Raw genomic sequence first — 14,001 nt, forward strand, 5'->3', positions numbered from 1 at the left:
TAAGAAGCCACCCCCTACCATCACGGGAGTTGAAACATGACCAGCAGAGTTCTGATGACCCTTGGCGCCGCGACCCTGGCGCTCGGCCTGACGGCCGGCTGCGCCACGCGCGGCAGTGTGGACGAAGTGCGTGCGATTGCCGAGGCGGCCCAGCGCAGCGCCGAAAACGCCCAGCGCACGGCGGCCGACGCACAGAAGACCGCCAACCGCGCCCAGCAGGCCGCGGCCGAGGCCCAGACCAGCGCAGACCGTGCGCAGGCGGCAGCGGATCAGGCGGCAGTGGCTGCCGGCGACGCCAACAAGTGCTGCGCCGCCAACACCGAGCGCATGGACCGCATGTTCGAGAAGTCGCAGCGCAAGTAAGGCACTTCCGCGATCCAGGCCCCGTCCCGGCGCCGCCGGGTCGGGGTTTTTTATGGCCTGCTGCCGGTCAGCCAGGGCTGCGCGGACTCGCCGCGCTGGCGCACCGGCAGTGGTATGCCGCGCGGCTCGGCGACCACGCCCTCCAGCCAGGGCCAGTCCACGACGTAGTCCTGCCGCTCGCGCAGCGCCGCGGCCACCTTCTCCAGCGCCGGGCCGATGCCCGCAGCCGCGGCCTCGCCGAGCGGCGGGTGTACCTCGAGGTACAGCGTGCCACGGTGCCAGCCGGTCTTGACCGGCTGGTTGATGATGCGGACGGCGGTGCCGACCGGCACCAGCCGGAACATGGCCTCGATGTCTTCGGGGTACATGCGCATGCAGCCGTGCGTCACTTGCATGCCGATGCCGAAGGGCTTGTCGGTGCCGTGGATCAGGTAGCCCGGGATGCCGAGCCGCAGGGCATAACGACCGAGCGGGTTGTCCGGCCCCGGCGGCACCACCTTGGGCAGCGGGTCGCCATCGGCGGCATGCTCGCGCCGGATCGACTCCGGCGGGTACCAGGCCGGATCCTTGTCCTTGCGCACGATGCGGGTAGTGCCCAGCGGCGTCTTCCAGTCGTCGCGGCCGATGCTGACCGGATGCGTGATCACCACCCGACGGCCGTCCACCGGCTCCTGGGGGTAGTAGTACAGGCGCATCTCGGCGATGTTGATCACGATGCCCTCGCGCGGGCCGGGCGGCAGTACATAGCGCGTCGGCAGCAGCACCGGCATGTTCTGACCCGGGATCCAGGTGTCCACCCCCGGATTGGCCAACTTGATGTCCTCGTAGCCGAGGTTGTAGCGGCGCGCGATGTCGAGCAGCGTCTCCTCGTAGCGCGCGCTGGCCAGCTGTTCATGGCCGATCAACGCTTCGTCCGGGGCCGGCAGCAGGTAGGTCGCCGCGTAGGCGGGTGACACGGCCAGCGCCAGCAGCAGAACCGGCAGTGGCATAGAGCGGATCATGCGGGTTTGACCCTGCGGGCGACCGCCAGTGCCGCGGTCAATGCTGGGCCGCACCGGGCTCCGGCAGCACGATATTGAGCTCCAGCACCTCCATGTCGCCGTCGCGCTCGATCGCCATGCGGATGGCATCGTCGTTGACCTTCACGTACTTGCGGATCACGGTCAGCAGCTCGGCCCGCAGCCGCGGCATGAACTCGGCGCCGCCGGCCTGGCTGCGCTGGTTGGCCACCACCACGATCAGCCGCTCCTTGGCCAGCGCGGCCGAGGACTTGGCCTGACGCGTGCGGAACAGATTGAGCCAGTTCACTGTTGCACCATTACTGTAAGGATTTCGCCAGGCCCGCCGTGAATTGAGCCCGCGTCCCGCACCCACTGCCCTACGGGCAGGCACCGTGTCGCCGTGCTCATGCACTGGCTCCGAACAGGCGGCCCAGCAGGCCCTTGCGGGGGGCGTCGAGGAAACGGTGCGGCAGGTCCTCGCCGAGAAAGCGCGCGACCAGGTCGCCATAGGCCTGGCCCGCGGCGCTCTCGGCATCCAGCACCACCGGCTCACCGGCGTTGGAGGATGTGAGTACGTCGGGCGACTCCGGGATCACGCCCAAGAGCGGGATGGCCAGGATTTCCTTGACGTCCTCGACCGACAGCATCTCGCCCTTCTCTACGCGCGCCGGTGAGTAGCGGGTCAGCACCAGATGCTCGCGCACCCGGCCGCTGCCGTTCTCCGCATGCCGCGTCTTGCTGGCGAGGATGCCGAGCACGCGGTCCGAGTCGCGCACCGAGGATACCTCCGGGTTGGTCACGACCAGCGCCTCGTCGGCATAGTACATCGCCAGCAGCGCGCCCTTCTCGATGCCGGCCGGGGAATCGCAGATGATGTAATCGTGGTCCTGCGCGAGTTCGGTCAGCACGCGCTCGACGCCTTCCTTGGTCAGCGCATCCTTGTCGCGCGTCTGCGAGGCGGCGAGGATGGACAGGTTCTCGACGCGCTTGTCGCGGATCAGCGCCTGGCGCAGGTTGGCCTCGCCGTTGATGACGTTGACCAGATCGAACACCACGCGCCGCTCGCAGCCCATGATGAGGTCCAGGTTGCGCAGGCCGACGTCGAAGTCGATCACCGCGGTCTTGTGCCCGCGCAGCGCCAGGCCGGTGGCGAAGGACGCGCTGGTGGTGGTCTTGCCCACACCGCCCTTGCCCGAGGTCACCACAATAATCTTCGCCACTGATGTTCCCCTTCTGAATCCGCCTTACAGCTTCTCGATCCTGAGCTTGTCGCCGTCGCGATAAACCTGCACGGCGCGCCCGCGCAGGGTTTCCTTGATGTCCTCGGCGACCTTGTAGACGCCGGCGATGGACACCAGCTCCGCGCCCATGTCGCGGCAAAAAATGCGGGCTGACGCATCGCCCTGCACCCCGGCCAGCGCACGGCCGCGCAGCGCACCGTACACGTGGATGCAGCCGTCGGCGATCACCTCGGCCCCGGCGCTGACCGCGTTGACGATCACCAAGTCGCCGCCACGGGCATAGATCTGCTGGCCGGAGCGTACCGGCTCGGTCACGATGCGTGCCGGCGCACGTGCCGCCTTGCTGGCGCCAGCGCTTTCCGCCGGCGCCTCGCGCGCTGCGCGCTTGTCGTCGATCACGCCCAAGCCGGCATCGCGCGCCGCCTGCGCCTGCGTCGCACTCGGGCGGTACACCGCCACGGGCGTCAGGCCGTGCCGGCGCATCAGCTGCACCACGCCGTCCAGGCTGATGGCCTCGTCGGCCAGCTCCAGCAGCAATGGCAGCCCGGCGAAGAACCCGGGCGAGCGCGCCAGCTGGGCTTCGAGCTGTCCGGCCAGAATGTCGAGGTGCGGCTGGGACACGCGCACCACCGTCAGGGTCATCATGCGACCCTTGAACTCCAGCCCCTTGTCCAGCATCTGGGGGTTGATCGCCATCGCCTGCGTCCGGCCAGTCGCGGCGGCATTGCGGGCCGCCGTAAAATTCGCATCAGTTTAGGCGATGGGGGGGCGAATTGCACCAGAAAGCGCGCTGCTTGTTGCTGAACGCCAGCGCGTGGCAGACTCCCTGCTCGCTTCAGATTCAGGAACGCCGCCATGGCCCAAGCCACCATCGAGTTCTTCTGGGATCCCGCCAGCCCCTTTACCTACCTGGCCGCCACGCAGATCGAGGCACTCGCCGCCGAATGCGGCGCCACGCTGGTCTGGAAACCCTTCCTGCTGGGCAAGGTGTTCGAGGCCACCGGCAACCGGCCGCCGGTGTCGGTGCCGGCCAAGGGCAAGCACATGTTCCTGGACCTCAAGCGCTGGGCGGCGCTGTACGGCGTGCCGCTGCAGTTCCCCAAGAGCTTCCCGATCAACAGCGTGACGCCGGAGCGCGCCGCGATCGCCGCCGATCGCGCCGGCAAGGGCGCCGCGTTCGCGCGCGCGCTGATGGCCACGCACTGGGGTGCGGGCCGCGACATCAGCCAGCCGGAGGAACTGAAGGCGGTGGCCGCGGCGGTCGGCCTCGACGGCGAGGCCATCCTGGCCGCCACCCAGGACCCGGCGGTCAAGGAAGCGCTCAAGGCCAATACCGAGGAGGCCGTGCAACGCGGCGTGTTCGGCGCACCGACCTTCTTCGTCGGCACGGAAATGTTCTGGGGCAACGACCGCCTGCAGCTGCTGCGCGCGCACCTGCAGGGCAAGCTGGCGGCCTGACCCCGGCATGTATCCCCATCCCCTGTCATCCCTGCGCAAGCGGGGATCCAGCGCAACCTGCACCGATTGACTGGATTGCCCTCTGCACGGGAATGACAGCACCGACCAGCCGATGAAGCCCAGCACGTCCGAATACCTCGACATCCGCGGGCTGCGCTACCACGTCCGCCGCTGGGGGACGCCAGATGCGCCGGTGATGTACCTGCTGCACGGGCTGCTGGACGTCTCGGCCTCGATGCAGCTGGTGGTGGACGCCTTCGCGCGCGACTGGAACATCATCGCCCCCGACTGGCGCGGCTGCGGCCTGTCGGCCTGGCCGCAGGACGGCTACTGGTTTCCCGACTACGTCGCCGACCTGGAGTGGGTCGTCAACCACTACAGCGGCGCAGCGCCGGCCTTTTACGTGGGCCACAGCCTGGGCGGACACGTCGCCAGCCTCTATGCCGGCCTGCGGCCGGCGCGGGTGCGCCGGCTGGTCATCCTCGACAGTCTGAGCGTGCCGGACATGCCGCCGGAGCTGGCGCCGCAGCGCTACCTGCGCTGGCTCGAGCAGCTGGCCGACCCGCCGCAGAACAAGGTCTATGCGTCCTTCGACGAGCTGGCGGCGCGCATCCGTCACCGCCACCCCAAACTCACGCCCGAGCGCGCGGACTTCGTGGCCCGCTGCTGGGGGCGCGAGGCCGCGCCCGGGCGCATCGAGCTGCTGGGCGACCCGAAGCACCGCCTGCGCATGCCCACGCTCTACCGCGCCGCCGAGTCCATCGCCATCTGGAAGCAGGTGACGGCGCCGGTGCTGTGCCTGGACGCCGGCGATTCCTGGCTGGACAAAGCCATCCCGCCGCAGGAAAAGGCCCGGCGGCGCGGCGCCTTCCAGAACCTGCGCACCGAGGTGATACCCGGCGCCTCGCATATGCTGCATCATGATCATCCGGCCGAGACTGCGGCCCGCATCGAGGCCTTCCTGAGCGAGCCATGAGCGACACCGCCAATCCCCGCCCCCTGCCTCTGGCCGACCTCGCCGGCTGGGTCGCCGTCGGCCTGTTCCTGCTGCTGGTGATCAAGCTCAAGCTGCTGGTCGCGCTGCTGTCCGGGCTGCTGGTGTACGAGATGACCTATGTGCTGGTGCGGCTGATCCACCGGCGCTGGATCAGCACGGTCAGCGCCAAGCTGCTGGCGGTGACGCTGGTGACGATCCTGATCAGCGGGCTGCTCGTGCTGACCGGCTACGGCATCGCCGTGTATCTGCGCGACACCAGCGTGGTCCAGCTGCTGCAGAAGATGGCCGAAATCCTCGAAGGCTCGCGCAACATGCTGCCGGCCTGGCTGTGGGCCTACCTGCCGGCCAACGCCGACGAGCTGCGCATCGCCGTAGTGGACTGGCTGCGCGCGAACGCCGGTCTGCTGCAGGGGGCCGGCACCGAGCTGGGCCGCGGGCTGGCGCACATGCTGATCGGCATGGTGATCGGTGCGCTGCTGTCGCTGCAGGAGATCGCGCAGCCGGACCAGTACCGCGGCCGGCTGGTCAGCGCCGCGGTCGAACGCGTGACGCGCCTGCGCATGGCCTTCCGCAACATCGTGCTGGCGCAGGCGCGCATCGCCGCCATCAACGCCTTCTTCACCTGGCTGTACCTCGGCGTGGCGCTGCCGCTGCTGGGCGTGGACCTGCCGCTGGTGAAGACCATGGTGGCGATCACCTTCGTGGTCGGGCTCATCCCGGTGCTCGGCAACCTCATCTCCAACACCGTGATCGTGGTCATCAGCCTGAGCCACTCACTGCTGGTGGCGGTGGCCTCGCTCACCTACCTGGTGGTGATCCACAAGCTCGAGTATTTCCTCAACGCGCGCATCATCGGCGGCCGCATCCACGCCCACGCCTGGGAGTTGCTGCTGGCGATGCTGATGATGGAGGCGGCCTTCGGCATCCCCGGCCTCATCGCCGGTCCGCTGTACTACGCCTACGTCAAGGACGAGCTGAAGGCCAAGGGCCTTGTCTGACTCCATGATCAAGAGCGCCGCCCAGGTCAGCCGCGAACAGCGCCTGAGCCTGCGCCAGGTCCTCCAGGCGCTGGTGCAGGACGGGCTCGTCACCGCAGCGCAGGCGCAGGAGCTGGCGTCGCGCCGTGCGGCACGCGCGCAGCCGGAGCAGCACCCGCTGGTCACGATCTCGGAGTGCGACTGGCACGACGCACGCAAGCCCGCGCACAAGCTGTCGCTGGAGTTCCTGGTGCAGTGGCTGGCCGAGCGCAGCGGCCTGCCCTATTTCCGCATCGACCCCTTGTCCATCGACGTGACCGGCATCACCGCCGTGACCCCGTACGCCTATGCCGCGCGCGTCGGCATCCTGCCGGTCAAGGTCACGGCAACCGAAATCACGGTCGCGACCGCCGAGCCGCTGCTGCGCGAGTGGGAGCGCGAACTGGCCCAGGTCACCGGCAAGGCGATCAAGCGCGTGCTGGCCAACCCGCGCGACATCGAGCGCTACCTGGTCGAGTTCTACGCGCTGGCGCGCTCGGTCAAGGCCAGCTCCGAGCAGAACAAGAACCGGCTGCCGGGGCTGAGCAACCTCGAGCAGCTGGTGGACCTGAGCCGCAGCGGCAAGCTGGACGCCAAGGACCAGCACGTCGTCAGTATCGTCGATTGGCTGCTGCAGTACGCCTTCGACCAGCGCGCCAGCGACATCCACCTGGAGCCGCGCCGCGAGCAGGGTAATGTGCGCTTCCGCATCGACGGCGTGCTGCACGACGTTTACCAGATGCCGGCGCTGGTCATGACCGCGGTGGTCAGCCGGCTCAAGGTGCTGGCGCGCATGGACCTGGCCGAGAAGCGCCGGCCGCAGGACGGCCGCATCAAGACCCGCAGCCCGGATGGTCGCGAGATCGAGCTGCGTGTCTCGGCCCTGCCGACCGCTTTCGGCGAAAAACTGGTCCTGCGCATCTTCGACCCGCAGGTGCTGGTCAAGGATTACGCGCAGCTGGGCTTCGCCGAGCGCGACATCGCGCGCTGGGAGGCGATGGTGCGCGAGCCGCACGGGATCGTCCTGGTCACCGGCCCGACCGGCTCGGGTAAGACCACCACGCTCTACTCCACGCTCAAGACCCTGGCCACGCCCGAGGTCAACGTCTGCACCATCGAGGACCCGATCGAGCTGGTGGACCCGGCCTTCAACCAGATGCAGGTGCAGCCGGGCATCGAGCTGACCTTCGCCGCCGGCGTGCGCGCGCTGCTGCGCCAGGACCCGGACATCATCATGATCGGCGAGATCCGCGATCTGGAGACCGCCGAGATCGCGGTGCAGGCGGCGCTCACCGGCCACCTGGTGCTGTCCACGCTGCACACCAACGATGCACCGACCGCGGTCACGCGCCTGCTCGATCTCGGCGTACCGCACTATCTGCTCAAGGCCACCGTGCTCGGCGTGGTCGCGCAGCGGCTGGTGCGCACGCTGTGCCCGCACTGCAAGCAGGCCATCGAACCGCAGCCGGCCGCCTGGCAGGAACTCACCGGCGCCTGGAAGCTGCCGCTGCCGAAGCAGATCTACGAGGCCGGCGGCTGCCTGGAATGCCGCGCCACCGGTTATCTCGGCCGCAGCGGCATCTACGAGATGATGCCGCTGACGCCCGCGCTCAAGGCCCTCATCAACGACCAGGCCGACCTGGCCGCGCTGCGCCTGGCGGCCTACAAGGACGGCATGCTGCCCTTGCGCATCGCCGGCGCGCAGAAGGTCGCCGCTGGGGCGACTTCCGTGGACGAGGTGCTGACCGCCGCGCCGTCGCTGGCGGCGATGGACTGACGGGATGCGAGGGGCTCAGTGAGCCCGTGACGATCTGGGCGGACGAACGGCGGTCGCCGCAACCTTCTTCTTGATCACGGCATCGGCCTGCTTGAGCGCCGCCCGCACCAGATAAGCCGAGCGCGTCTCGCCGAGCTTGCGGGCAGCGGCATCGATCCTTCTGAGCGCCCGCTCCGGCACGGTGATGTTGATGCGCTGGGCCGGCCCGCTCAGCCGCGCCAGATCCAGCTCGACGAGAAAGGGCACGGCATGACGCAGATCCTCGCGGGCGGCGAGCTGATCAAGCGTCGAGGGCTCTGGAATGGGATCGCCGTCCTCCAGCATGCCCTCGACGTGGAACGCCAGCGCCTCCTGAGCCTGCTTGCGAGCCTCATCCAGGGTAGCACCCGCCGTCACGCAGCCGGGGAAGTCCGGAAACTCCACGCCATAATCACTGTTCCGGTCCTTGCGCAGCAATGCAATGTAGCTGGCCATGGCTCAATTCCCCGAGGTTTTGACCTGCTTCAGACCTGCCTGCTTCAGGATGCTGTTCGATGTGCCCACAGGAAGATCCCGCTTGGGGTGCGGGACGGTCACACGCCCCGGCTTCACCGGATGCTTGAACTGGTGATGGCTGCCCTTCACGCCGACCAATCGCCATCCTGCTGCAGCAGCTTTATCAGATCCCGACTCTTCATCCTGAATACCGGGCAGGTCCCTCTGTTGTGTGTACTATACACACGCTCAGAGCGCCCGTCGATTGCGTCGTTTACCTGCCCGGTGAATAACCCCGCCCCCTTGATGGGCGAGGTACGAGGTGAGCGAAGCGAACAGGGTTGGGGTGGGGGTGAGTCAATCCGGCGTCGCTGGCGACTACTCGCCGAAGCCCGTACCCGGCGGCTGCGGCCGCAGGCGGATCAGGCGCGAGTCCTCCACCGCCGCCTGTCGGTGCTTGACCGCCTCGCGGTAAGCCGGGTCGCGGAGCATCTCGATGAAGGCATCCGCGTTCGGATACTCGGCGATGAAGACAATATCCCAGCGCTCGTCCGGCGGGCCGATCAGCAGGTGCTCGAACTTTCCGATCCAGAACTGCCGCCCACCGACGCGCGTGAAGATCGGCGCGCTCTCGCGCCCGTAGGCGCGGTAGGCCTCCAGCCCGGTCGCCTGCCGGCCGTCCGGATAGGCCGCCTGCGCACGGAGGCGAATGAGGTTCAGCATGTGGATTACGCCTTCGCGCGGCAGCTCGCGGAAGGCAGCGAAACTTTCCTTGGTGGGATCGATGTAGCGACTCACAGGGACTCCCGGTGTGTGTTGCGAGTTGTTTTCCGGCGAACGGGATCAGAAAAGCCCAGCCACGACTCCCACAGGTTGATGCGGCGATTGAAGCGCAGCCGCGCGCCCTGCATGGCCAGGCGCACCGCAGCCTCGGTGGGGGTGAAGGATGTGGGCTTCCATACGTCCCGCAGGCCAGCAGGAGGTGCGCCGTACCCATGAGCAGGATGATGGCGCCGGCGAGGGTCAGGAGAATTTGCGCCATGTCGATATCACTCTGCGCAGCTGGCACTCACGTCGGGCGGCGTGTCGCCCTGGCGCGCCCACGCGAGCGGGGCGCCGCCTGCCCGCCGGCGTAGCGATCCGCGTATCGATCCAGCAGCCGCCGGATCATGCGCTGATAGGACGTGTGATTGCGCCTGGCGGCTGCCTTGAAGAAATCCACGCTGCGCCGGCTGAGCGAGAGGGTCACCTTATCGAGCCACCCTTCACGAGATAAGGTCTTGTGGGAACCACTCTGACGCTTGATGCGCCAACCGATGTGGAGAAGCGCGGCAAGAACTCGCTTGGCCTTTGCCGAAGGCCAGTTGCTCATGCAACCGCGAGGGTGATGTGGATCGGCACCGGCCGGCTTTCTCCGTGTTCAAGGCGCTCGGCCATGACGCGCAGAGCCAGAGCCTCGGCTTTGGACATGGCCTCATCCGAGGAAGCGCCGTACGCTAGAACGCCGGGCAACTCCGGGACTTCGGCCAGCCAACGACCATCGGCTTCTTGCTCGGACTCAATAGTGAAATTCATGTCTGACGTCTCTGCACGATAAGCGGATTCTACCCTCGCACGGCTGAATATGCCTAGACAGTATGACTTTCGTCGGTTCTCCCCACGGAGGTCAGCATGACCGACGATAGCTCTGTCTATGTCGGGCTGGGTGCGCACATGGACTCCATCGTGGCGGCCTGTGCGGTGGTGACCTGTCGCGCTTCGACCACACCCGCCAGCTGATGGCTGGGTCTGGTGCCGAGCGAATACTCCTCCGGCACCAGAGTCCGCAAAGCGGCATCACCCGCTGCGGCAACGGCTACGCCCGCCCGCTTTGCCATGACACACTCACCCGAAACCTCTACGTCCTGATGGCTCGAAAAAACGAGGATGCCCAGGCTACTCCCCCCTGGCGGACGCGCGTCTTCCATTATTTCCTTGGCACCCAGCGCCGCGGTTCAGCGGCGGGCCGAGCGCGCAGCGCAAGGACCATCCGCTGGACGCGCTTGTTGGGCCTAGGTTTCACCGAAGTAGTCCGAGTCTATTTTCTTGACCTCGTACGTTGCGACTGACGTGACGCCGACGCCGAAATCGATCATCAATCGGGCCAGTGCCTTCCCGTCAATGAGCACGATCTTCGTGTCAATACGAGAAACGTACTCCTGGGCCTCCCTCGTGAACTCGGACGTTGTGATGAAGATGCCCTTTCGTGCGCGCTGCCCTTGAAGCGCACCAGCGAACTTCTGAATCTCGGGCCTTCCAACGGTGTTGTCCCATCGCTTGGCTTGAATGTAGATGCTGTCCAGTCCGAGATGATCTTCTTTAATCACGCCGTCAATGCCTTCGTCGCCGCTGCGGCCAATCGCCTTTCCCGCATCTTTGCGGCTGCCTCCATAGCCCATCTTCACGAGCAATTCTACGACGATGTTTTCGAACAGGGAGGGATCGGCACCCTTCAGGGTCTGCAATAGTTCAGCGGCGATCTCAGAGCGTAGGCGCTCGTAGGCATTCTCCAGCGCCTCATGCGGTGTGGACCCAGGCGCGACTTCCGCTTCAGCAGGTTGCGATTCGTCATCGATCTCTTTCTTCGATCGGTACTTATCCCAGAACTCCTTGAACTCCGGATAGCGATCCAGGTACTTGATAGTGATTCGCTCCGGGGGTGCCTTCAGAAGTTCGTGACCGCGTGCCGTGATCTGAAAGTAACCGCGCTTAGGGTTGTCGAGGAGTCCAGCCTTTTTCAGGTAGGAACGCGCCCAGCCAACGCGATTGATAAAGACGGGCTGCTGCCCGCTGGGGAGGAACTCATTCAATTCCTCGTCAGTGAGCCGAAATTCTTTTGCCAGATGCTGGACCGCATCTCTGAGTTGATGCTCCTTGCCATCGGCGGAGAATCGGAGCAGCGGAAGCATGCACGTTTGAAAATCCGGGATCGCCACAATCTGCCTCCCTAGGCCCAACGCCCGCGTTCAGCCGCGCCGAGGGCCGAAGGCCCGAGGGAACCCGAGCGCGTAGCGCGAGGGCGTCGGCTGAAACGCGTTGTTGGGCGCCAGACTTTCAGTTCGCGATTTCATCGTAGCCCCGGCCGACGAACTGTACGAAGCATATGCCGTGGCCGAAGGGATCGGCCAGCATGGCCAGCTTGCCCCATTTGCTTGAGGTGATCGGTTTCTCCAGCGTGGCCCCGGCTGCTACGGCTCTCTCAGTGGCCGCTTCAATATTCTCAACCTCGAAATCCAGATGTACAGGCGTCCAGTGACGTTTGTACGTTCGTCGGTGGTCCGTCGTGTCCGAGGCAGCGCTACCAGCTGCCTTGACCAGCAGATAGATTGGTGCGTTGCTTCCCAGGAGCTCGACCGCCGACGAGCCGAAGCGGCGGCCCACGCTCAGCTGGAATGCAGCGCAGTAAAAGCGAGTTGCCTTCTCCAAGTCGTCGACATCGACGTTGACGAGCAGATTCATGCCGGCCGATTCACTGGCGCCCAACTTAAATTAGGCAGCGCCATATAGCATCTACATGTAGATATTTGCATATACATCTATATATACCCCCACTCTGTATATATGCATGTAGATATCACGGCACAATCCGCGATTCCAGCCCAAGGCCATAAATCGCCGATAGCGGCACGCGCCAGAGCTTGCGGTCCGGCTTCCAGATGCCGCACGCGCCGCGCCGGGTCATAGCGGTAGCGCACGGCCAGCAGCCGGTCGCCGTACTTGTCCTGGAGCTTGCGGGTGCCGTTCTGGCCCGGCTTCAGCGTGAGGCGGGTCTTCGGCTGTTCTGCCTGCCCCGTTGCGCTTTCCGTTCGAGCATCCTTGCTCATGTGCGATCTCCTGTTTCAGCCTTGCCGTGTTCTCAGCGCCTGCTTCTCGACCTCATACCCCGGCACCAGCGTGCCGAAGGTCTTGTCGGTCCAGCGCAGGAAGCCGGCGAAGTTGCCCTTGACCTTGGCGTGGTGGAAGTCGTGGTGCACGGCGCCGTCGGAAAACGGCAGCCATCGGGTCGGCGACCACGGAAAGTCGTAGCCGCAATGCCCCTCCGCCGCTTCCCATTGGCGGAAGGCGACCCACAGCCAGATCGTGACGACGTGCGCGCCGACCAGCATCGGGCCGATCAGCACGATGAGCCCCGTCAGGCCGTATTCGGTCGGGTGCATGTAGTGGCCGGCGATGGCGCGCGGCGCGTAGATGCGGTGGTGCACGCCATGCACGTGCTTGAGCAGCCAGCGGGTGTGCATGCTGCGGTGGAACCAGTAGTACAGGAAATCATCGAGGTAGATGAAGAACAGCAGTTGCCCAGCCACCACCCACCACTCCGGCAGCGGGCCGACATGCACACCGGTCAGGCGGAACAGCGGCCACAGCAGCGCGGCGGTGGCCAGCGCCTGCGTGTTGTTGATGAACCACTGCCGCAGCGCCTCGCGCGTGCCGACGTGCCTGTCGTGGCGGGACTGGATCTTGTACTTGCGCGCCCAGGCCGGGTCGCGATCCGCGAGCCAGGTGAGCGGGAGGGCGAACAACAGAAAGACGAACATGCTGATCAGGCCGGTGGCGACCGGGAACAGCCAGAACAGCGGCTCGCGATACCAGCCGAGGATGGTGTGCAGCAGTTCGGTCATACACCCTCTCCCCTGCCCCTCTCCCTTACAGGGAGAGGGGAAGAAGCATTGCCCCTCTGCCGCTAGCGGGAGAGGGGAAGAAAGACCGCCCCTCTCCCGCAGTGGGAGAGGACGAGCCGCTGGATCCCGGCTTGCGCCGGGATGACATGCCCTGATGATGTTCCCGGCGTGGCGGGCGTGTCCAGCCGTCAGTCGTCGTCCAGCGCCAGCAGGGAGGCGTTGCCGCCGCTGGCGGTGGTGTTGACGGACACGGTGCGCTCGACGCTCAGGCGGCGCAGCAGGTTGGGCCCGCCGGCCTTGGGTCCGGTGCCGGACAGGCCCTCGCCGCCGAAGGGCTGCACGCCGACCACGGCGCCGATCATGTTGCGGTTGACGTACAGGTTGCCCGCGCGCACGCGGGCGGCGACGTCCTGCGCGCGCGCCTCGATGCGGCTGTGCAGGCCGCAGGTCAGCCCGTAGCCGGTGGCGTTGATGGCGTCGATCACCGGGTCCAGCGCAGCGGCCGGATAGCGGATCACGTGCAGCACCGGCCCGAACACCTCGCCGGGCAGCGCGTCGAGCGCGCCGATTTCGAACGCGCAGGGCGCCAGAAAGCTGCCGTGCGCGCACTCGGCTGCCAGCGGCGCACGGGCGATGAGACGGGCCTCGCGCTCCAGGTGCGCCACGTGCCGCTGCAGGGTGGCGCGTGCCTCGTCGTGGATCACGGGCCCGACGTCGGTTTCGATCCGCGCCGGATCGCCCACGCGCAGCTCGGCCATGGCGCCGGCCAGCATCTCCAGCACCGCCGGCGCGATCTCCTGCTGCAGGAACAGCACGCGCAGCGCCGAACAGTGCTGGCCGGCGCTGTCGAAGGCCGAGCGCAGCACATCCGTCACCACCTGCTCCGGCAGCGCGGTGGAGTCCACGATCATGGCATTGACGCCGCCGGTCTCGGCGATGAGCGGCAGGATGGCGCCCGTGCGCGCCGCCAGCGCGCGCTGCAGCGCCTTGGCCGTGTCGCCGGAGCCGGTCAGCAT

19 protein-coding genes are annotated in these 14,001 nt (G+C 66.7%); 5 read left to right on the forward strand and 14 right to left on the reverse strand.

Features of this window, described 5'->3' with window-relative positions:
- The first annotated feature begins 36 nt into the window (after positions 1-36).
- On the forward strand, positions 37-363 hold the full coding sequence (locus VNJ47_11270) for an alanine-zipper protein (protein HXG29410.1): 327 nt from the start codon (positions 37-39) through the stop codon (positions 361-363).
- 50 nt (positions 364-413) lie between these two features.
- On the opposite strand, the gene VNJ47_11275 is transcribed toward VNJ47_11270, so the two are convergent.
- The 4 genes from VNJ47_11275 to minC all read right to left on the reverse strand — a co-directional run bounded on the left by VNJ47_11275 (position 414) and on the right by minC (position 3,301).
- The gene (locus tag VNJ47_11275) at positions 414-1,352 is read right to left on the reverse strand and encodes a L,D-transpeptidase family protein (GenBank protein ID HXG29411.1); all 939 of its coding nucleotides are present in this window, start codon (positions 1,350-1,352) and stop codon (positions 414-416) included.
- Positions 1,353-1,401: 49 nt separating this feature from the next.
- Positions 1,402-1,671 carry a cell division topological specificity factor MinE gene (gene minE, locus VNJ47_11280; protein HXG29412.1) on the reverse strand — a complete coding sequence of 90 codons (270 nt, stop codon included), beginning with the start codon at positions 1,669-1,671 and terminating at the stop codon, positions 1,402-1,404.
- A gap of 97 nt (positions 1,672-1,768) precedes the next feature.
- Positions 1,769-2,584: a septum site-determining protein MinD gene (gene minD / locus VNJ47_11285; GenBank protein HXG29413.1), complete on the reverse strand. Its 816-nt coding sequence runs from the start codon at positions 2,582-2,584 to the stop codon at positions 1,769-1,771.
- 24 nt (positions 2,585-2,608) lie between these two features.
- Positions 2,609-3,301 (reverse strand): septum site-determining protein MinC, encoded by a 693-nt coding sequence (minC, locus tag VNJ47_11290; protein HXG29414.1) that lies wholly within the window; start codon positions 3,299-3,301, stop codon positions 2,609-2,611.
- A gap of 159 nt (positions 3,302-3,460) precedes the next feature.
- Here minC and VNJ47_11295 point away from each other — a divergent pair, with 159 nt between their 5' ends.
- From VNJ47_11295 to VNJ47_11310, 4 genes are all read left to right on the forward strand, one after another.
- On the forward strand, positions 3,461-4,063 hold the full coding sequence (locus VNJ47_11295; protein ID HXG29415.1) for a 2-hydroxychromene-2-carboxylate isomerase: 603 nt from the start codon (positions 3,461-3,463) through the stop codon (positions 4,061-4,063).
- A 112-nt stretch (positions 4,064-4,175) separates the two neighbouring features.
- Entirely contained in the window at positions 4,176-5,039 is an 864-nt protein-coding gene (locus VNJ47_11300) for an alpha/beta hydrolase (GenBank protein ID HXG29416.1), read from the forward strand.
- A complete protein-coding gene (locus VNJ47_11305) occupies positions 5,036-6,058 on the forward strand; it encodes an AI-2E family transporter (GenBank protein HXG29417.1) in 1,023 nt (340 codons plus the stop codon). The genes VNJ47_11300 and VNJ47_11305 overlap by 4 nt, the downstream gene beginning before the upstream one ends.
- Positions 6,051-7,853 (forward strand): ATPase, T2SS/T4P/T4SS family, encoded by a 1,803-nt coding sequence (locus tag VNJ47_11310; protein HXG29418.1) that lies wholly within the window; start codon positions 6,051-6,053, stop codon positions 7,851-7,853. Before VNJ47_11305 ends, VNJ47_11310 begins: the two co-directional genes overlap by 8 nt.
- A gap of 15 nt (positions 7,854-7,868) precedes the next feature.
- On the opposite strand, the gene VNJ47_11315 is transcribed toward VNJ47_11310, so the two are convergent.
- The 10 genes from VNJ47_11315 to VNJ47_11360 form a co-directional block, all read right to left on the reverse strand.
- Positions 7,869-8,327, reverse strand: coding sequence for a type II toxin-antitoxin system HicB family antitoxin (locus VNJ47_11315; GenBank protein HXG29419.1), 459 nt, complete (start codon positions 8,325-8,327; stop codon positions 7,869-7,871).
- A 3-nt stretch (positions 8,328-8,330) separates the two neighbouring features.
- A complete protein-coding gene (locus tag VNJ47_11320; GenBank protein HXG29420.1) occupies positions 8,331-8,477 on the reverse strand; it encodes a type II toxin-antitoxin system HicA family toxin in 147 nt (48 codons plus the stop codon).
- Between the two features lie 228 nt (positions 8,478-8,705).
- Entirely contained in the window at positions 8,706-9,125 is a 420-nt protein-coding gene (locus VNJ47_11325; protein HXG29421.1) for a DUF1330 domain-containing protein, read from the reverse strand.
- Between the two features lie 271 nt (positions 9,126-9,396).
- Positions 9,397-9,699, reverse strand: a complete 303-nt coding sequence (locus tag VNJ47_11330; protein HXG29422.1) for a type II toxin-antitoxin system HicA family toxin — start codon at positions 9,697-9,699, stop codon at positions 9,397-9,399.
- Positions 9,696-9,902, reverse strand: a complete 207-nt coding sequence (locus VNJ47_11335; protein HXG29423.1) for a type II toxin-antitoxin system HicB family antitoxin — start codon at positions 9,900-9,902, stop codon at positions 9,696-9,698. The genes VNJ47_11330 and VNJ47_11335 overlap by 4 nt, the downstream gene beginning before the upstream one ends.
- A gap of 476 nt (positions 9,903-10,378) precedes the next feature.
- Positions 10,379-11,275: a restriction endonuclease gene (locus VNJ47_11340; protein HXG29424.1), complete on the reverse strand. Its 897-nt coding sequence runs from the start codon at positions 11,273-11,275 to the stop codon at positions 10,379-10,381.
- 145 nt (positions 11,276-11,420) lie between these two features.
- Entirely contained in the window at positions 11,421-11,825 is a 405-nt protein-coding gene (locus VNJ47_11345; GenBank protein HXG29425.1) for a VOC family protein, read from the reverse strand.
- 77 nt (positions 11,826-11,902) lie between these two features.
- The gene (locus VNJ47_11350) at positions 11,903-12,190 is read right to left on the reverse strand and encodes a hypothetical protein (GenBank protein HXG29426.1); all 288 of its coding nucleotides are present in this window, start codon (positions 12,188-12,190) and stop codon (positions 11,903-11,905) included.
- Positions 12,191-12,205: 15 nt separating this feature from the next.
- On the reverse strand, positions 12,206-12,985 hold the full coding sequence (locus VNJ47_11355; GenBank protein HXG29427.1) for a sterol desaturase family protein: 780 nt from the start codon (positions 12,983-12,985) through the stop codon (positions 12,206-12,208).
- A gap of 188 nt (positions 12,986-13,173) precedes the next feature.
- Positions 13,174-14,001, reverse strand: an 828-nt coding sequence (locus VNJ47_11360) for an aldehyde dehydrogenase family protein (protein HXG29428.1), incomplete at its 5' end; no start/stop codon positions are given.

The organism is Nevskiales bacterium, from assembly GCA_035574475.1.
GTDB lineage: Bacteria > Pseudomonadota > Gammaproteobacteria > Nevskiales > DATLYR01 > DATLYR01.